The following is a 20089-nucleotide window of genomic DNA, read 5'->3' on the forward strand; positions in this document are numbered from 1 at the left end:
ATTAGCCTCGCCCCTTTAAAATATGTTCTAATATTGCCATGCGGATGAATAGTCCGTTTCGCATTTGAGAGAAGATTCTTGAACGCTCACATTCTACTAATGATGAATCAATTTCTACACCGCGGTTAATCGGTGCAGGGTGCATAATAATTGCTCCATCCTTCATCATTTTTTCACGTTCCTCAGTTAAGCCATATCTTTCTCTGTATGACTCAACTGTGAATCCATCATATGCTGCTTCACGTTCATGTTGTACTCGAAGTAACATTATGACATCACTCTTTTCAATTAGTTGATCCCAATCTTGATGTGCCTCATATTCACCCTGCCATTCTGGAGGACAAACAAAGTTGACGTTTGCTCCTAAAGCAGTAAGTGCTGTTGCATCTGATTTAGCAACACGACTATGAGAAACATCGCCTGCAATTGTAACATTGACACCTTCGAACTTCCCGAACTCTTTGAAAATTGTGTATAAATCAAGCAAAGATTGAGAAGGATGCTGCCCGGCACCATCACCTGCGTTGATAATTGATACGTCTAAACCTTCTAAAAGCTCTTCGTAGTATGCATCTTGTTTATGACGAATAACTACTGCATCGATACCGCTTTGTTGAATCGTTTTTACCGTGTCGTACAATGTTTCACCCTTTAGCACGCTTGAGAAACCTGCATCGAATGGAATTACTGTAGCGCCTATTTTTCTTTCTGCTGATTCAAATGATGTTTTTGTTCTTGTGCTTGGCTCGAAAAATAGGTTTGCAATAAAGTATTCTTTCTCTAGTTGTGGTTTCGCACCTGCTTCAAATTCAGCAGCGCGCTTTAAAATTAGCATAATTTCTTCTTTTGATACTTCATCCATTGACAGTAAGTTTCTCATCATGAGCCTCCTAGTTTATAAATAAAGCCTCCCTAGATTAGTAGGGAGGCTGAGGAAGGATATGACAGGATAAGCATAGCGCTTTTGCACATGCTTTCGAATCTATATAACCCTTCTTTGCCTCTCTGGGCAATCTGTTAAAAGGTACAGTATTTAAATATTATTCATCCAAATCAGCGACTTCTTTATCGCGACCTGGCAGTACTAAGTTTAAAATGACACCGACGATTGCTGCTAAGGCCATACCCTCAATTGCAAATGTGTCAGAAACTTGCGGTATTTTCAATGTTGCGCCACCGATTCCAAAGATCAGGATAACTGATGCAATGACTAAGTTACGTTTATCATCGAAGTCTACTTTATTTTCAACTAGCATACGTAGACCACTAGATGCGATGATTCCAAATAATAGAATTGACACACCACCCAACACTGAAGTTGGAATTGTTTCGATAACTGCCATTGCTTTTGAAAAGAATGCCATGACTATCGCTAAGACTGCTGCGCCACCGATGACGTACACACTATATACTCTCGTTAATACTAAGACGCCGATGTTTTCACCGTAAGTTGTTTTCGGTGGTCCACCGATGAAAGCGCTCATTAGTGTTCCTAAACCATCACCTAATAGTGAACGATGTAAACCAGGTTCTTTAATGTAGTTACGATTCACAACTTTACCCAATACTAATTGGTGTCCAATATGTTCTGAAATCGTGACAATCACGATTGGTACCATCGCTAGAAGCAATGTGCTTGTCACTTTGAATTTATAGTCTATTCCTGGTATTAAGAAGTCAGGAAGTGCAAACCATTTTGCTTGTCCAATTGCCGTATAATCAACAATACCGATTGCTGCTGAGTATATATAACCAACTACTAAACCGATTAGAATTGGCATTGTGCTAATGATATTTTTGAAGAAGATTGTACAAATAATGGCTGCTGCTAACGTAACTAACGCTGCAGAGAAGTCTGGGAAGCTATATATTTTCCCACCGTTACCATCTGGAATGTTCATCGCCATATCAACTGCTACTGTTGCAAGCCCGAGGCCGATAACCATAATAACCGGTGCTACTACTATGGGTGGTAATATCTTCATAATCCATTTATAGCCCGTTTTCCAAATGAGTAATGAGACAATGCCGTAAGTTAAACCGACGAACATCGCTCCAATCATTGCACTACCAACACCACCAGTGTTTGATACAAAGATAATTGGTGTGATAAATGCGAATGAAGAACCTAAGTAAGCTGGGACTTGAAATCTTGTTACTAATAAAAATATCAGCGTTGCAATACCGCTTGTTAAAAGGGCCATTGCAGGGCTCAAACCAGTAAGTTTAGGTACTAATATTGTTGAGCCGAACATCGCAAACATATGTTGAGCACTTAGTGTAACAAGTTGGAGTGCTTTTGGTTTTTCATCTATATCTAATACTGCGTTTGTCATATCCTGGTATCCTCACATTCTTTTCCTTACTTATTCGTGAATTGTGACGCAATCTGTAGCATCAACTTCAACCATGTTAACTACGATTCTTTCATTTCCTGATGTCGGAATGTTCTTCCCTACATAATCAGCACGAATAGGTAATTCTCTATGACCTCGATCGACTAATACAGCTAATTGGATTTGTGAAGGTCTTCCTAAGTCCATGACCGCATCCATTGCTGACCTTACTGTTCGACCTGTGTATAGCACATCATCTACAAGTATGATTTTTTGCTCTGATACGTTGTCTGTAATATCAACTTGCTGTACAAGCGGCTCTTCGTTATCTGTTTTCGTTGATAAATCATCTCGGTATAGTGTGATATCAAGTTCTCCGGTGCGAATTTCCTTACCTTCAATCCTATTAATCTTTTGCGCTAACCTTCTTGCTAAATACGCGCCTCTCGTTTTAATGCCGACTAGAATACACTCATCAATACCTTCATTGCGTTCAATAATTTCATGAGCTATTCGAGTCAAAGCACGATTCATTGCGGGTTCATCAAGTAATACCGCCTTTTGTGTCATTATTTTTTCCTCCTTTCATCATGGGTATAAAAAAACCTCTTGAGCAATTAGCCCAAGAGGATATAGGTGTACTTAAGATATGTCGAAAAAACTTGCATCACAAGGATTTTCCACATTTCACGCATACCTTCTCAGCCTCTCTGGACTGTCTTTAAAGGTGAATATTTAGTTTTTCACTATGACAAGTATATTACTCTAGGACTTAAAGTGTCAATAGTTACTTTTCAATTCTTTTAATAACTCTTCATAATCCGCTGGTAATGGCGCTTCAAATTCTAAATATTCACCAGTTGAAGGATGTATAAAGCCTAATACACCGGCGTGTAGAACTTGTCCACCAAAGTCGAGTGTTTTTCTCGGTCCATATTTAGGATCACCCGCTAATGGGTAACCAATATAGTTCATATGGACACGAATTTGGTGTGTACGCCCTGTTTCAAGTCTACATTGGACTAGCGTGTAATCCACTCCCAAACGATCGATAACAGCAAAATGCGTCACAGCGTGCTTTCCATTATCAACAACACCCATTTTCTGACGATCGCGTGAATCACGGCCAATCGGGGCATCTATTGTCCCTTTATCGTGTGGAATATGACCATGAACTAGCGCTGTATAGCGACGAGTTACTGTTTTATCCACAAGTTGTTGTACTAATGATTCATGTGCCTTATCGTTTTTGGCAACCATTAATAAACCCGAAGTATCTTTATCAATACGGTGTACGATACCTGGTCGTGCAACTCCATTAATACCTGATAAATCTTGACAGTGATACATTAGACCATTCACAAGTGTACCAGTTGCATGACCTGGTGCTGGGTGTACAACCATACCTTTTGGTTTGTTAACTACAATCACATCGCTATCTTCATAGACGATTTCTAAATTTAAATCTTCGGCCACTATTTCAAGTGGTTCTGTCTCAGGTGGCGTTACTGAAATAACGTCCCCTTCTTTGACTTTATATTTTGTTTTAACTGGCTCATCATTTACCATAACGATTCCGTCTTTTAACCAATTTTGAATTTGAGAACGTGACCAATCTTGTTGCATTGCTGCAAATGCTTTATCAATACGTTCACCATTCAATTCTTGCATTACTGTATAACTTACTGCTGTCATTGCTTCACCTTTTTCTGATTGAGTTTCTCTTCAAAGAGCATATAAATAATCAACATCACAACGCCAATTGTTAGCGCTGCATCTGCAATATTAAAAATCGGGAAATCATAATTAACAACTGGGATTAGTACATTTACAAAATCCACTACTTCACCACGAAACACACGATCAATAAAATTACCAATCGCTCCACCTAATATGAACATTAAGCTCGCTTGAAATAATGGCTTTCCTTTTGCTTCTTTATGAAAATAATAAAGAATACCGATTATTACTGCTACCGTAACAAGTGCAAATAACCAAAATTGTCCTTGCAACATTCCCCATGCTGCTCCGCGATTACGATGCGAAAGAAGTCCAAAATAAGGATCCCAAAGCGTAATTTTTTCACCAAGTTGCATGTTTTTAACGATACTCCATTTTGATAGTTGATCGATAATTGCTACAAAAGCTGCTAGCCCATAATATTTATACACTGCAATATCCTCCGTTTACTCTATATCTTAATCATTTTAACATATCAGAGCTATGAATGAAAAAAACTACTAATAATAAACCTCTTTTTGTAACAAAAAAATCTCTTTCAATAAATTTTTGTAGTTACGAAGGCATAACTCCAATTGCTATAGTAATACGAAAGAATTATACTCCAAATAAAAATGAGCAGCCCGATTAATTTATCGGCCGCTCATTTTTCAAACTATGCTTCTGGATAGTATTTTTCTACAACATCCGTACAGTGTGAACATAATGTTGGGTGAGACTCACTTTGTCCAACTGTTTCAGAAATTGACCAACAACGTTCACATTTTTCACCTGTAGCTTTTTCTACAAGTACCGCTACATTTTCTACGACTACTGCATTTGCTGGAGCTTGTGCAATTTCGCTACCTACAACAAATTCAGAGACGATATTTAATTGAGCAAAGTTAATGTTTTGATCTGCAAGTAAAGTAGTAATCGCCTCATCTGCAAAGACAGTTACTTTTGCTTCTAACGATTTACCAATTGTTTTAGCATTACGAGCCTCTTCTAATGCTTTTAATATTGCATTACGAACAGTAATGATTTGAGACCACTTCATACGTAGTGCTTCAAAATCTTCATGTTCAACTGCTTCAGGCATATCAGTTAATTGAACACTTACTACTTCTGTGCCATCTAAATATGACCACATTTCATCTGTAGTATGCGGAATGATTGGCGTTAATAATTTTAATAATGCTTGTAATGTATCATACATAACTGATTGCATTGCACGACGGTCTTTATTATCAGTACCTTCGATATATACAACGTCTTTTGCGATATCTAAGTAGAATGAGCTTAATTCAGTTGCTACGAAGTTGTTGATTGTGTGATACACGCCCGCAAATTCATAGTTATCATAATGTGTACGAACTGCTTTAATAACCTCTTGTAACTTCATATACATAAAACGATCCACTTCACGAAGATCTGCATACACTACACGATCTGTTTCAGGGTTGAAGTCACTAACGTTACCATGAAGGAAACGTAGCGTGTTGCGAATTTTACGGTACACTTCAGAAACTTGCTTCATGATATCCATAGAAATACGAACGTCAGCAGTATAATCAACTGATGCAACCCATAGACGAAGGATATCGCCACCGTATTGGTTCATTACTTTGATAGGGGCGATAATATTACCTAAAGATTTACTCATTTTACGGCCATCGCCATCAAGAACGAAGCCATGAGAAAGCAACCCTTTGTATGGTGCGTGCCCATGCATTGCAACACTTGTAATAAGCGAAGAATTAAACCAACCACGGTATTGGTCAGATCCTTCTAAATAAAGGTCTGCAGGGTATCGTAATTCTGGACGCTCATCTAATACACCTTGGTGTGTTGATCCTGAGTCAAACCAAACGTCCATAATGTCGTTTTCTTTTGTGAATTCACCATTTGGACTACCTGGATGTGTGAATCCTTCTGGTAATAAATCTTTTGCTTCTCTTTCGAACCAAATATTTGAACCGTGTTCTTTAAATAGATTTGCAACGTGTTCAATTGTTTCTTCAGTAATGATTGGTTCATCATTTTCAGCATAGAACACTGGAATTGGAACACCCCATGCACGTTGACGAGAAATACACCAGTCACCACGATCACGAATCATATTGAATAGGCGTGTTTCACCCCAAACAGGTGTAAAGTTTGTATCGCGAATTGCTTGTAATAATTCTGGACGGAATGCTTCGATTGAAGCAAACCACTGTGCAGTCGCACGATAAATAACTGGTTTTTTTGTACGCCAGTCATGTGGATATGAGTGCGTGAAGAAAGAAAGTTTTAATAGAGCACCTTTTTCTTCTAAAGCTTTTGTAATCCCTTTATTGGCATCATTATAGAACAATCCTTCAAAACCAGGAGCTTCTTCAGTTAATACACCGCGGTTATTGACTGGGCTTAAAACACCGATATCATATTTTTTACCGATGTTAAAGTCATCTTCACCATGACCAGGAGCTGTATGAACACAACCTGTACCTGCATCAAGCGTCACGTGATCACCGCACATGATAAGTGAATCACGACCATATAATGGGTGAGATGCAACAACATACTCTAAATCTTGCCCAGCAATTTCTCGGTCGATTTCGTAGTTTTCCCATTCTAACGTTTCTGCTACTTTTTCAAGCAATCCTTTAGCAATGATAAATTTCTTATCTGCTACTTTTACGACAGCATATGTGAATTCTGGGTTCACTGAAATACCTAAGTTAGCTGGAATCGTCCACGGAGTTGTTGTCCAGATGATAAAACTTTCATCAGTATTTACAACACCTTTACCGTCTTTCACATTAAATGCAACGTAGATTGATGGTGATTTGATATCTTGGTATTCGATTTCCGCTTCAGCTAATGCTGATTCACTTGATGGAGACCAATAAACTGGCTTCAAACCTTTATAGATATAACCTTTTTCCGCCATAGCACCAAATACTTTAATTTGACGTGCTTCGAATTCAGGTTTTAGTGTGATGTATGGATTATCCCAATCACCACGAACACCAATACGTTTGAACTGAGTACGTTGACGATCAACTTGTTCGTAAGCATACTCTTCACAAAGTTTACGAAATTCCGCGGTTGTCATTTCTTTACGGTTTACACCTTTATTTGTTAATGCTTGCTCGATTGGTAGACCATGTGTATCCCAACCTGGGACATATGGGGCAAAGTAGCCAGTCATTGAACGGTGACGATTAATCATGTCTTTTAAAACTTTGTTTAAAGCGTGTCCCATGTGAAGATCACCATTTGCGTATGGGGGACCATCATGTAGGATGAAAGCAGGACGGTCTTTTGTGCGTTCTAGCACCATTGCATTGATGTCCATCTCTTCCCATTTCTCTTGCATTTTAGGTTCATTGGCCGGTAAGTTTCCACGCATCGGGAAATCTGTTTTTGGCATTAATAACGTATCTTTGTATTCCATAAAAATCCTCCTCTTTTTTTAAAACAAATAAAAAACTCCCCATCCCAAAAAAGGGACGAGGAGGAGTTATCTCGCGGTACCACCCTAATTGCGTATCATTAATAAATCATACGCCTCTTAGACACCGTAACGTGGTGTGAGCCGAGATTACTTACTCTGCTTTCAGCAATCTAGTTCCGGAGTGATTTTCCTCATTGAGTATTTGGTCCGAGCTTACACCGTCCTCGAATCGCTTGTCCAGCACTCAAAAAATACTGTCTCCATCATAACTTTTATATTGATATGTTGACATTATAGAAAACTGAAAGCATTCAGTCAAGTATCATTTACTCTACTGGTGTATCCAGTCGTTCTAATTCTGTTGAATCAATTTCATACTCCAATAAATGATCCCAATCATCGGATTCAATCATATCTAATTGTGCTTCTACAATCATTTTGAAACGATTACGGAATACTTTAGATTGTTTTTTCAACTCTTCAATTTCTAATGCGATACGGCGAGCTTTAGATAGAGCTTCGTTAACAATACGATCAGCATTCTTTTCAGCTTCTTTAACGATCAATTTTGCTTCTTTTGTAGAATTACGTCGTACTTCTTCAGCAGCTTCTTGTGCAATGACAATTGATTTTTGAAGAGTAGACTCAATAGAATTATAGTGCCCAATTTGCTCATTTGAAGTTAGTAATTTGCTTTCTAGCTCTTTTTTCTCTTTTAAAATAACTTCATAGTCTTTAATGATTTGCATTAAAAACTCATTGACTTCATCTTCATTGTAACCTCTGAAACCACGAGTAAACTCTTTATTATGTATATCAACAGGCGATAATGGCATTTTCTACACTCTCCCTTATAGCATAATATATATTGTAAACTATTATACAGGTCATTAATGGTAAGTACATCGAAAAAACAACAAATTTAATGTAAATATTATGATTTTCTTTCCATTCGACCAATATTAATGCGAATTTTATCTTTTTTTGTTCGTCCTTCAATAGCTTTAATCATAAATCTTCCAAAACCCCGGATAGATAATAAATCGAGTTCATGCAATTCAAAAGATATATTTTCTCTGATAGTAAAGTTAACCTTCACTTTTCCACTATTTATAAGCGCTGCTGATTTCTGACGAGAAATATTAAACACAGATGCAATAACCGTATCTAAACGCAACGAACTTACTGTCATCATTTCATCCGTCCAAAATTCCTCATTCGGTAATAGCTTTTCAGTTGAATTTAGAGATTCTACATATACTTTCACTTTTCCAATTGAAGTGAGATTAGCTCTTACATAATCTTCAATCTCAGATGTAATAGCAAATTGGGCCGTAGAGCTGTCTATTCTTATATCCCCAAATTTCTCTCTTCCTAAACCAAGTGATAGTAGCGCCCCTAAAACATCTGGATGTTCAAGCTGAACAAACTTAGATGGATAACGCAATTGAAATACTGTTATTTGATAGTCTTCTTCTACCGGTTCGAAATAGGATGGATATAAAAGTATCCTTCTACGCTCAGCTTCATCAAATGCACCAAAATAAGCCATTGCAATATCACCCTGATGCCCAATGATTGACTGTACGATATATCGTTGACGCGGATCTAGAAAGTCCGTTAACTTTGGGGTATAACGATTTTCAACTTCTATAAGCCAGCCACCAACTTGATCAATAAATTCTCGCTCTTCTGGTCGAAAATGCTGGAATACCTTTTCCATAATACCCCTCCTCTCTTGACAAAAAAACCCCACATTCATATTGTGGGGAAGAGTGAGATTGACTACTAATAGAGTAAAAATCCATTAAATAAACTTGCTACTCCTTGATTTGCCAAATTCAATACAAAAAATGCGACGATTGGCGAAATATCAATCATACCTAGTGGTGGAATAAAACGTCTAAATAAATCTAAATACGGATCACAAATTTTACCTAAAATTTGTCCGAATTTAGACTCGTATGCTGACGGGATCCACGACATCAAAATATAAATGATAAGCGCAATTGAATAAATTGAAATTAATTTTGTAATTATTGTACCTATTATAAACATAAATTATTAAACTCCTCAGTTTGATCAGTCTTCATAATAATATTCAGAGATATTCCCATCAACTTCAACATTGTCAGGTGTACATAAGAAAATATCAGTGCCAATTCGTTTTATATCTCCACCAAGTGCACAGATTGTACCACTCAAAAAGTCAATAATACGAATGCCTTGCTCTTTATCAATTCGCTGTAAATTCACAACGACTGCACGCTTGCTTTTTAAATGTTCAGCAATATCTTGTGCTTCGGCATAGACACGTGGTTCAGCTAAGACAACCTTAGAAGATTTTTGTGTAATACTTACCAGATTAGGTGTATTTGTATGTTCAGTTGCCACATTCCGTCGCTCCTTGTTGCTTACTTTTTTAACTGCAGGTTGACTTACTACAGCTTGATGAACAGGTTGTGACATGACTCTTTGTTGGCGTTGCTCTTGCTGTTGAGGTTGCGATTGTTGTGATTGCTCATAGTAGTCTTCATCTTCTTCTAGTAAAAAAAAGTTCTTAATTTTATCCTTCATGCTCATTAAGAATCCCTTCTTTCGTTGCCAACCAGAGCCGTACCAATCCGAACATACGTTGCACCCTCTTCGACAGCGATTTCATAGTCATTTGACATTCCCATCGATAAATCGTGACATGGTGCGTGAGCATATCCGTTATTTTCGACTTCTAATTGTAGTTTTTTTAGATTTTTAAAAACGTCGCGAACTATTTCTGAATCTTCTGTATTTGGGGCCATTGACATTAAACCCACTACGCGGATACGAGAATATTGCGATAGTTGCTCGATAAATGGTATGACTTCTTCCGGTTGTAGACCATGCTTTGATTCTTCGCCTGAGACATTTACTTGTACAAAACAATTCACAATACGAGTTGCTCGTTTTTCAATTTCCTCTGCTAAACTAATACGATCTAAAGAGTGTAGAAAATCAATTTTATCGATGACTTGTTTGACTTTCCGTGTTTGCATTGACCCAATGTAATGCCATACAGCACGCTCGGTAATTGTTTCTCTTTTTTCTAACAAGCCTTCCGGACGATTTTCACCTAATTGATTTAAACCTGCATCTAGCGCTTCAATAGCTCGTTCAGTAGACACTTGCTTTGTAACTGCGATTATTGATATATCCGCCACTTGTCTATCTACCCTTTTTGCTGCTTTTTCAATCTTTAGCTGAATTTCTTGTAAGTTATTTATAATTAAAGTCATTTTATTCCCATCTTTTCAAAGATACTTGTTAACTTATTGTACCAAGCAACGTATGAATTATCAATGAATTGTCATACATTTGACTATCGTGCTTTCACTAATATGACATCCTTCCCAACTACAAGAATATCTTCTATACGAATTTTCATTCCATCATTATCACTTTGTGAAAATTGAAAGAACCTCTTTGGTTCGGATACTACGAATGCTTCGATTAAGCCCGTTTCCTCCGACAATACTGCATCTAGTACAAATCCTAAAAAACGGCCATTACCTGCTTCAATAATTTCTTTTCTTTGGATATCAGAAAATCTCATCTACATCCCTCCTAACACAGTCTATGAAGGGAAATAGCAAAAAACGCATCAACTTTTAGAGTTTGATACGTCTTTGCCATAGTTATTAATTATCGTATTGTGATATTTGCTTTTGAATAGTTTTGATTGCACTTTTTTCTAGTCTTGAAATTTGCGCTTGCGAAATTCCTAATTCGTTTGCAATTTCAGTTTGCGTTTCACCATAGTAAAAACGTTTTGCTAAGATTTTTTGTTGCCTTTCATCTAGCTTCATCACATTTTCTTTCATGGTTACATATGTCAACCATCGTTCTTCAGAAACTGCATTGTCTTTAAGTTGATCCATCATATAAACTGGATCCCCACCATCTGAATAAATCGGCTCATGCAGTGACATTGGTTCTTGAATTGCATCTAAAGCAAATAAAATATCTTCTTGTGGCAAGCCTGTCATACGCGCTAAATCAGATAAAGTAGGTTCACGTAACTGCTCATTGATAAACTGTTCTTTAGCCTGCATTGCCTTGTAGGCAATATCACGCAAGGAACGAGCAACACGCAGCGGGTGGTGGTCCCGCAAATGCCTGCGGATCTCTCCAATAATCATAGGCACTGCATAGGTTGAAAATCTCACATTATGAGACAAATCAAAATGGTCAATTGATTTCAATAGACCAATACAGCCGACTTGAAATAGGTCATCAGCCTGTTCACCACGATATGCAAAACGCCCCACAATACTGAGCACTAAACGTAGGTTGCCCATAACGAGCTGATCTCTTACTTCTTCTTGGCCACTTTGCAATTGGATAAATAACTGACGCATTTCCTCATGCTTTAATACAGGTAACTTTGCAGTATCTACACCGCATAAATCCACTTTTGTTCGCATAGTCATTTCCTCCGGACGTTTCTTTCTTTGTTGTAAGTTCAGTTTGTCCGTTAAGTCACAGAATATGCGGTGGAAAAATGACCAATTTCAACCATTACATAGTTGGTTGATTTAAATTTTCACGTAATTCATGAATAATTTTCTTCTCTAAACGAGAAATATAAGATTGTGAAATACCGAGATGATCTGCAACTTCCTTTTGCGTCATCTCTTCTCTGCCGTTTAGCCCGAAGCGACACTCCATAATATAGCGCTCGCGTTCTTCCAATATATGAATCGCTTGAAACATATGTTGGCGCTCGATTTTTTTTTCAACATTATCCGTAATAATATGCTCGTCCGTTCCTAAAATATCCGATAATAATAATTCATTACCATCTGCATCTGAATTGAGAGGTTCATCTAGTGACACTTCACCTTTAGTTCGACTAGTTTTTCTCAAATGCATTAAAATTTCATTTTCGATACATCTAGAAGCATATGTAGCGAGTTTGATATTTTTTTCTGTATTAAATGTTTCTATTGCCTTTATTAATCCAATTGAGCCTATACTGATTAAATCTTCAATTGGTGTATTCGAATTATCAAAACGTCTAGCAATATAGACTACTAAACGCAAATTACGTTCAATTAATGTATCTCTAGCACTCATATCTCCTCGCATAAACGCCGCAATAACTTCTTTCTCCTCCTCTTTTTTCAATGGTACAGGCAGCGATTCATGACTTCCTATATAAAAAGTACCCTTCGTTCTCCAAGTAGCGAACTTCTGCTGTAGCCAGTGCCAAAATTTACGAATCATGTGAAAAACTCCTTCCATCATTATTGACAAAGCGTTGAGACATTCAAAATGACATCTACCTGCTGTGGGAAATGATCTGATTCCCTTGTAAGTACAAAAAAACCTGGTGCGATAAAGAAACCATCTTCCCCGTGTACCTCCCACTGGTCAAAACGGAAAGCGATTCCATAAACCGTTTGCTCTTGTACAGTTGAGAATCGAATAACCGTTAGCTTACTTTGTAGCTCTTTCGGGAACATCGATAATTTGTAAGGATTGGATGATTGCCAATTCTGTAGTGCATTTTTTAGCACAACATCAATGCGATCTTCTAACGAGCGCCATGCAATAAAATGAACAGCCCTTCCAGTTAATGGTTCGATGCAACTATTACCTGTATCGATAAATCCACTTAACTTCCAACTTTCTCCTTGAAACGTCATTGTCGTATCAAATACAAGCCCACGTTCAAGCGATTGCTGTTTACTAACCGTCCATCTATTTTGTAATAGAACAAGCCCAGCAACTGCGATAATGCTACTTGTCGAAGCGAAATAGACAGTTGGCATTTTAGAAAATAGTGGCTCGAGTGCAGTCAATAAACCACCTGCAAATAATGCAGCCACAATGCAAATAACAGCACTTTTGAACCATTTCTTAAAGTGAAATCCAAAAGCACTAATTGTCATCACGACAAAAGCAAAAATCATAGGTATAACAGATTGACCAATAAAGACAACGACGCATGCACCTATTAGCGAGCTTAACAACAATCTTTTTCTCGACACTTGTAATGCACCTATCTTACTTGTAAAGGACAAGACAATGTAATTGAAAATTGTATTGAGCGCTAAGATCACTTCTCCGTACATGACACCGCCTCCCTACTGAAAGGTTAACATCCGCCAACTTCAAAAAATGTCAAACTGTGAAGTGAACTTGCAAAAAATTTGCGACAGAAAAAAGTGTATACTGACATTTTTTTTCGGATATTTTTTTACAAAATAAAAAGCCCACACAATAAGTTGTGTGGGCAAGTTCGATTTTTCAATTAACGTCTTTTTTGGCGATTACGTAAGAATGTAGGAATATCTAAAGCATCATCTTGAGATTGTGAAGTTTGTGTTTGTCTCACAGGCTCTTGATGTACTTTCACTTCTTCTTGTCTTACTTCACGACTTTGTTGTTGAGGAGCAGCAGCAGCTGGACGACCAGCACCGATTCCTCCGCGACCAGCTGAACGTGTGTCTACAGGCATTTCATCATCTGCGAATCCAGTAGCAATAACTGTTACGATAATTTCATCTTTTAAATTTTCATTTATTACCGCACCAAAAATAATGTTCACATCTTCATCTGAGGCAGCAGCTACGATATCAGCTGCATCTCCTACTTCATATAAACCAAGGTTCGAGCCACCAGTCATATTCATAAGGACACCTTTTGCTCCATGAATCGATGTTTCAAGTAATGGACTTGAAATCGCTTTTTTAGCGGCCTCTGCTGCGCGGTTTTCACCAGATGCAATACCGATTCCCATTAATGCTGAACCTTTATCAGACATGATAGATTTAACATCTGCAAAGTCTAAGTTAATAAGACCAGGCGTTGCGATTAAATCGGAAATACCTTGTACTCCTTGACGAAGAACATTATCTACTTCACGGAATGCTTCTAACATTGGTGTGTTTTTATCTACAATTTCAAGTAGACGATCATTTGGAATAACGATTAAAGTGTCAACTGCTTCTTTCATTGCAGTTGTACCGCCATACGCTTGTGATTGACGTTTACGGCCTTCGAAGGTAAATGGTCGTGTTACAACTCCTACTGTTAATGCACCTAAGTCGTGAGCAATTTGAGCAACGACAGGAGCTGCACCTGTACCTGTACCGCCACCCATACCTGCAGTGACGAATACCATATCTGCTCCACTCAACGCTTCTTCTAATTGTTCTTTACTTTCTTCAGCAGCTTTTTTCCCTACTTCAGGATTTGCCCCTGCACCTAAACCACGTGTCAATTTACTACCAATCTGTAATTTCACATCAGCTTTCGATAGTTTTAATGCTTGTGAGTCTGTATTCACGGCAATGAATTCTACACCTTGTACACCATGTTCAATCATACGATTGACTGCATTGTTACCGCCGCCGCCAACGCCGATTACTTTAATAACTGCTAGTTGTTCGATATCTGTATCAAATTCTAACATCTCAATTCCTCCTAATTCATCTCATTGTGTGTAGAGAAAGCCGCCTATATTATTCTAAAAATTTGGTTAAGAAGCTCCGAACCTTACCAACTACGCCTTCTTTTTGCTCTTGTGTCTCATAAGCTGCTGGTATTTTTGTATTTGACTCTGTATTTTGAATTGGTCCTAGCGGTTTGTCATCGCTATAATCTCCGAGAAACTCGGATTCCATATATGCATAACGGATTAAGTTTACTGCTGATGTAAATTCAGGTTCTCTTACACCAATATATTCAGGCGTGTAAACTCTAACTCTCGTTTGTAACACGTGGCGAGCTAGTTGAGAAATACCTTCTAATTTGGCAACGCCACCAGTTAATACTACGCCACCTGGTAAATCTTGAATACCCATCCGATACAACTCGTCGATTATCAATTCGAATAATTCTTCCAATCGAACACCGATAATTTCGGATATGTACCTCTGACTAAATTGTTCCTTTGTATCTCCATCAATAACTGGCACTTCAAAAAGTTCATCTTCTGAAGCGTCGTCGTAAAATGCATGTCCATAGTCAATTTTAATCTTCTCAGCTTGTTCTGTCGGTGTTTTTAATACAATGGATAAATCTTTCGTAATATGTTCTCCACCTACTGGAATTACAGCTGTGTGTGTGAAATGTTCATCCTTGAAAACAGCAATTGTTGTTGAACCACCGCCAATATCAATAAATGCAGTGCCTCGGTTCTTTTCATCTTCTGTTAATGCAAATTCACCTGCAGCAAGTGACTGTAAGTAAATTTGTTGTATATCCAATCCCGCTTTTTCAACGCACCGGAGTACATTATGCAGGACCGTTTTAGAAGTAGTAATTAATGTACCATCCATTTCTAATCGGATGCCAATCATACCTCGAGGGTCTTTGATTTCATCTAAATTATCTACTATAAATTGTCTAGGAACTAAATTGACTAGCTCTCTCTCTGGCGGAATTGACATCACTTGTGCCGATTCCATAACGCGATCTAAATCCTCATCTCCTATTTCACGGTTGTCACTATTAACAGCAACTACCCCTTTAACAGGTTGAAGCATAGCCTGATTGGCAGGAATACCCAAAACAACTTTATTAATAGTCATCCCTATCATTCTTTCGGCTTGTTCGACCGCTTTTTTAATAGATTGTACTGTAGCATCTATATCTACAATACTCCCTTTACGAATGCCAGTAGATTTTACATTCCCTACTCCTATTACATGTAAAGTCTCATTATTTACTTCTCCAATAACGACTTTAATGGATGATGATCCTATATCTAGTGATACATATAATTCTGAGTGATTCAATCTGTGGCACCTCCTTCAACAACTCTTAACAATATTCTATTGTAAATTGAGTAACTTGTCTAAATAAATTCCTGTTTTTTCGAAAAAATTCCTTCTATTAGACTGCTTTTTAAGATTGTTTTGCTTTTTTATCATTCCATTTTGATAATAATATCCTTCTAATGATAGCAATATTTTGGAAAAGCCGCACTCCAAAAGCAAAAACAGCTGCTAAATAAAGATCAACACCTAAGTGAACTCCTAAAAATGCCAACCCTGCTGCTAGTGCAATATTAAAGAAAAAACCTGTCACAAATACATAATCATCATATACTTGTTGTAATTGTGCTCTTATCCCACCAAAGAGAGTATCTAAAGCAGCAAGGACTGCAATGGATAAGTAACTTTCATAAACAGTAGGTATATGAACATCAGTTAACAGACCAAGGGAAATACCTAATAGTAAACCAAGTAACGGTAACCACAAATCCTATTCCCCCTTTGACTTTTCTGATAAATATTTATTGTGAAAAGATTGATCAAATCCACCTAATGTTACCTTATTTTGTGGTTTTCCAATTGATAAAGTTAAATTATCAATATAAAAGTCATCTGCAATAGATGAAGCGTCCAAATAACTTGCAAGTTTTTTAGCATCCCCTAGAGTACTTGTACTAATAGTTATCATAAATGGTGGTGTTCGAACAGCTAAACTATTAACAGTTGTATGTCCATTAATATCACGAATCGCTGTCGTTTGTACGATTCTCTTACCATCAATTACGACTGCGTTACCCTTAAAACGATTAATATCATTGACAAGCTTCACTAATAAATCCGGTGAGATATTTGGGACTGCTTGTCCTAATATCTTCGCTTCTGTTGAAGCATCAACTCTTAGCACTAAACCGGGAGATTTTATTGTCGTTAATCCCGCTTCTTGTTTCAGTCCTTGAACTGTTTCCCTCAATATGCGATCTGGACTATCATTTTCTACATTCTCATATTTACTTACCGTTGCATTTAACTGCTGTATGTTTGCTAACAGTTCTGAATGAAGTTGCTTTTCTAGCGATAATTCTCTACGAATATCCCATAAATCACGTGTATCACGTTGTTGTGGGTTTTTCACCGTGTTATACTGCATCGCTAACATAAATCCAATAATGAACAAAACGCTGATAAAAGGTATATGCATTTTACGCTTCAATCTGTCGCCTCCTTACTTAAGGACATTAAGAATTTCCTTGGACGGCAGGCATGACAAGCTGCTTACTACCATCAATCGTCACAACAATATTATCATCAGTAAGTTGGTCAAAAACGCCACCTGCTAATGTTAAACTAGTAAATAATACCTTTGGGTCACCTACCGCTTCAATGACAAATGGTGCTGGGAATTGGTCATCATCAATCGTAATTACTGGTCCATTACATTTAATATAGGAATTAGCTTGTAATCGATGACCATTAATAGCAATAGCTTGAGCTCCAGAAATCTTTAATTCATTCAATACTCTAAAGACGTGACTTTCATGTACGATATAGTCATTCGGGTTAACCGATTTTGGATCATATTCAGCATCTTGCAGTGTTACTGTTACACCCGTACCATGTCCAGATATTTTACCAAGTAAAAGACGTAAATCATCTGCCTGCTTTACTAAAGCTCTATATCCCTCTTCATTACCCGAAAAGTCTTGTTCGTAATCCTTTATTTTTTGTTGTAAAAGTATTTTTTCTTCTTCAAGTTCTTTATTACGTTCTTGTTGGGCAATTAAACCCTCACGTAATTGCTCTTTTTTTTCAAAATCAGAAGAGTCTATTTCAGTCATCGAGTTGTCTTTAGTTTTTGCCATATTATAGGCATATGCGAAAAGAAAGCCCAAAGCAATCGAAACTACTAAAAAGGCAAATTGATGTTTAAATGAATGGCGTTTTTTACTGGCCGGTTTTTTGGTCATCTACTTCCTCCTTTGAAGTTGGTTTACCATATTCACTCGAATACGAGCGATAGAATGAACCTACCTCTAAGTCAATAACCCCTTTTTCACCTTTTTTGACTTGCGAAATAATAGATGGATAATAACCCAGTTTTTCTGCCAATGTCGTAATAGTTGCACGAACTTCAAAACCATCATTCATAAATAAGCGTATCGCATACGGATTGGATTTTGTTGGAACAGCATTTATCTGAGAGATTAAAGTCATTAATTCTTTATCAACCTTGTCCAACTGTTTAATCATCTTAAGCAATAAAGCGTCTTCTTGAAAACCAACCAAAATTGGTAAATTCAAATCAGGTGGTATTTCATCTAAGCTGTAGATTACACCATTTTGCAACACTAGATTATATTGACCACCATTCTTAATAAAAGCTTTTTTATCATACTCTTTTACTTTTATATTTACAGTGTTTAACCAGTTCCGTTCAACAGATATGCTCTCTACCCAATCTTTCTTTTGAATAATCTCTTCAATTTTCTTTGTTTTAAACCCCCACAAAGAATCTCCTACACGAATCTTACTATGCTTTGTGTAGTATTCCGCATTTTTTAATTGACCGCCGGTAACTTTAATTTCACTTATGTGACTTAATGATGATTGAAAATAAAGAAGTGCCAGTAAGATAATGCCGAAAATGGCTAGCAATATTGTAAACCGCTGATTCGTTCTTTTTTTTCGACGTTCACGAAGCGTCGGAATACGTTCTTCTATATCTATAATTTTCTCCATACTGTGCACTCCTTCCTCTTTTATTTAAACTCTTTTTGTAAAATTCCAAATAACACCGACTATAAGCCAAGCGGACATTAGAGAAGAACCACCATAACTTATAAATGGCAAAGTCACCCCTGTGACAGGTAGTAACCCTGAAACAACACCAATATTCAAAAATGCTTGGAAGCCGAGCATACTAATCAATGCTGCAACGCTGTAATAATAGCTTAATTGCTGCGTTCTGACCGCTAAAGCATATCCAGAGTATAAAGCTACCGCAAAGGTTATAACAATCAATGCAGCGCCTATAAAGCCTGTTTCTTCGGCAATGATAGAAAAGATAAAATCATTTTGTGGTTCGGGTAAATAGAGATACTTTTGACGGCTATTCCCAAAACCATGTCCAAACAACCCCGCTGGACCTATAGCAAGTAAGGATTGAATTGCTTGGAAACCACTACCTAAAGGGTCTGACCAAGGATCCAAAAATGCCTCTATACGCTTTAATCGATATGGAGCCGCCATGATTAAACCAACTAAACCGCTTATACCAATCATCATTAGAAAAACGTAAAAACGAATTGGATAACCAGCTATAAAAAGTAAAGCAAAGGATGATACAAGTAAAATAAACGCAGAACCAAAATCAGGTTGCAGCATTATAAGCGCTGCTGGCAATAAAATCAATACAAAGTGATTTAATTGAATGGTTCTTTCCGTGCTTTTTTTACGTGCTAATACAAAGCTTAATTTTACTAGCAATGCAATCTTAGCAAATTCAGCGGGCTGAATACTAAGGGGTCCAAGAGCAATCCAACTTTGAGAACCATTTCGCACGGCGCCTATTCCAGGAATCAATACCGCAATTAAAAGTAAGAGAGAAAATATGTACAGTATTGACCAACTTTTTTCCATTCTTAGTAGGGAACTATTGGAAACAACGTAAAATGCGGCGACTGCCACACCTAAATAGATTAGCTGCTTGAAAAGAAAAGGGGCAGTATTACCATAGTGTACCTTGCCCCAATAAGTCCCTGCAGAATAGACGAAAACAATGCCTATCAATGTCAATAAAATGATTGCACTCATAAATAGCGTGCGTTCAC

22 protein-coding genes and 1 other annotated feature are annotated in these 20089 nt (G+C 37.4%); all 22 genes read right to left on the reverse strand.

Going from position 1 to position 20089, the window contains the following annotated elements; all coding sequences use genetic code 11:
• Position 1: 1 nt before the first annotated feature.
• Complete coding sequence (locus tag ACZLO7_RS17755; RefSeq protein ID WP_464937729.1) at positions 2-880, reverse strand: aspartate carbamoyltransferase catalytic subunit; 879 nt, start codon at positions 878-880, stop codon at positions 2-4.
• Between the two features lie 160 nt (positions 881-1040).
• Positions 1041-2336, reverse strand: coding sequence for a uracil-xanthine permease family protein (locus ACZLO7_RS17760; RefSeq protein ID WP_464937730.1), 1296 nt, complete (start codon positions 2334-2336; stop codon positions 1041-1043).
• Between the two features lie 30 nt (positions 2337-2366).
• Positions 2367-2906, reverse strand: coding sequence for a bifunctional pyr operon transcriptional regulator/uracil phosphoribosyltransferase PyrR (gene pyrR / locus ACZLO7_RS17765; RefSeq protein ID WP_053417522.1), 540 nt, complete (start codon positions 2904-2906; stop codon positions 2367-2369).
• A gap of 210 nt (positions 2907-3116) precedes the next feature.
• Positions 3117-4031 (reverse strand): RluA family pseudouridine synthase, encoded by a 915-nt coding sequence (locus tag ACZLO7_RS17770; protein ID WP_464937731.1) that lies wholly within the window; start codon positions 4029-4031, stop codon positions 3117-3119.
• Positions 4028-4507, reverse strand: a complete 480-nt coding sequence (gene lspA / locus ACZLO7_RS17775) for a signal peptidase II (RefSeq protein WP_464937732.1) — start codon at positions 4505-4507, stop codon at positions 4028-4030. Before lspA ends, ACZLO7_RS17770 begins: the two co-directional genes overlap by 4 nt.
• Positions 4508-4731: 224 nt before the next feature.
• Positions 4732-7500 (reverse strand): isoleucine--tRNA ligase, encoded by a 2769-nt coding sequence (ileS, locus tag ACZLO7_RS17780; RefSeq protein ID WP_464937733.1) that lies wholly within the window; start codon positions 7498-7500, stop codon positions 4732-4734.
• A 48-nt stretch (positions 7501-7548) separates the two neighbouring features.
• Positions 7549-7776 (reverse strand) — a binding site (T-box leader).
• Between the two features lie 50 nt (positions 7777-7826).
• Positions 7827-8336, reverse strand: coding sequence for a DivIVA domain-containing protein (locus tag ACZLO7_RS17785; protein ID WP_427749070.1), 510 nt, complete (start codon positions 8334-8336; stop codon positions 7827-7829).
• Positions 8337-8434: 98 nt separating this feature from the next.
• Positions 8435-9223 (reverse strand): YlmH family RNA-binding protein, encoded by a 789-nt coding sequence (locus tag ACZLO7_RS17790; protein WP_464937734.1) that lies wholly within the window; start codon positions 9221-9223, stop codon positions 8435-8437.
• A 65-nt stretch (positions 9224-9288) separates the two neighbouring features.
• Positions 9289-9558 carry a YggT family protein gene (locus ACZLO7_RS17795; protein WP_464937735.1) on the reverse strand — a complete coding sequence of 90 codons (270 nt, stop codon included), beginning with the start codon at positions 9556-9558 and terminating at the stop codon, positions 9289-9291.
• A 24-nt stretch (positions 9559-9582) separates the two neighbouring features.
• Positions 9583-10083 carry a cell division protein SepF gene (locus tag ACZLO7_RS17800; protein ID WP_464937736.1) on the reverse strand — a complete coding sequence of 167 codons (501 nt, stop codon included), beginning with the start codon at positions 10081-10083 and terminating at the stop codon, positions 9583-9585.
• Positions 10083-10772 carry a YggS family pyridoxal phosphate-dependent enzyme gene (locus ACZLO7_RS17805; RefSeq protein WP_464937737.1) on the reverse strand — a complete coding sequence of 230 codons (690 nt, stop codon included), beginning with the start codon at positions 10770-10772 and terminating at the stop codon, positions 10083-10085. Before ACZLO7_RS17805 ends, ACZLO7_RS17800 begins: the two co-directional genes overlap by 1 nt.
• An 83-nt stretch (positions 10773-10855) precedes the next feature.
• Positions 10856-11089, reverse strand: coding sequence for a PRC-barrel domain-containing protein (locus ACZLO7_RS17810; protein WP_427749079.1), 234 nt, complete (start codon positions 11087-11089; stop codon positions 10856-10858).
• 85 nt (positions 11090-11174) lie between these two features.
• Positions 11175-11960, reverse strand: coding sequence for an RNA polymerase sporulation sigma factor SigG (gene sigG, locus ACZLO7_RS17815; protein ID WP_038183877.1), 786 nt, complete (start codon positions 11958-11960; stop codon positions 11175-11177).
• Positions 11961-12054: 94 nt separating this feature from the next.
• Complete coding sequence (sigE, locus tag ACZLO7_RS17820) at positions 12055-12783, reverse strand: RNA polymerase sporulation sigma factor SigE (RefSeq protein WP_464937738.1); 729 nt, start codon at positions 12781-12783, stop codon at positions 12055-12057.
• Positions 12783-13613: a sigma-E processing peptidase SpoIIGA gene (locus ACZLO7_RS17825; protein ID WP_464937739.1), complete on the reverse strand. Its 831-nt coding sequence runs from the start codon at positions 13611-13613 to the stop codon at positions 12783-12785. The genes sigE and ACZLO7_RS17825 overlap by 1 nt, the downstream gene beginning before the upstream one ends.
• A gap of 179 nt (positions 13614-13792) precedes the next feature.
• Entirely contained in the window at positions 13793-14956 is a 1164-nt protein-coding gene (gene ftsZ / locus ACZLO7_RS17830) for a cell division protein FtsZ (protein ID WP_464937740.1), read from the reverse strand.
• 49 nt (positions 14957-15005) lie between these two features.
• The gene (gene ftsA / locus ACZLO7_RS17835) at positions 15006-16283 is read right to left on the reverse strand and encodes a cell division protein FtsA (protein WP_464937741.1); all 1278 of its coding nucleotides are present in this window, start codon (positions 16281-16283) and stop codon (positions 15006-15008) included.
• 109 nt (positions 16284-16392) lie between these two features.
• Positions 16393-16749: a small basic family protein gene (locus ACZLO7_RS17840; RefSeq protein ID WP_464937742.1), complete on the reverse strand. Its 357-nt coding sequence runs from the start codon at positions 16747-16749 to the stop codon at positions 16393-16395.
• A gap of 3 nt (positions 16750-16752) precedes the next feature.
• Positions 16753-17472: a DUF881 domain-containing protein gene (locus ACZLO7_RS17845; protein ID WP_464937743.1), complete on the reverse strand. Its 720-nt coding sequence runs from the start codon at positions 17470-17472 to the stop codon at positions 16753-16755.
• A gap of 25 nt (positions 17473-17497) precedes the next feature.
• The gene (locus ACZLO7_RS17850) at positions 17498-18226 is read right to left on the reverse strand and encodes a DUF881 domain-containing protein (protein ID WP_464937744.1); all 729 of its coding nucleotides are present in this window, start codon (positions 18224-18226) and stop codon (positions 17498-17500) included.
• Positions 18204-18998, reverse strand: coding sequence for a cell division protein FtsQ/DivIB (locus ACZLO7_RS17855; RefSeq protein ID WP_464937745.1), 795 nt, complete (start codon positions 18996-18998; stop codon positions 18204-18206). Before ACZLO7_RS17855 ends, ACZLO7_RS17850 begins: the two co-directional genes overlap by 23 nt.
• A 24-nt stretch (positions 18999-19022) precedes the next feature.
• Entirely contained in the window at positions 19023-20072 is a 1050-nt protein-coding gene (ftsW, locus tag ACZLO7_RS17860) for a putative lipid II flippase FtsW (RefSeq protein WP_464937746.1), read from the reverse strand.
• Positions 20073-20089 lie beyond the last annotated feature (17 nt).

The organism is Viridibacillus sp. d25.2, from assembly GCF_055456015.2.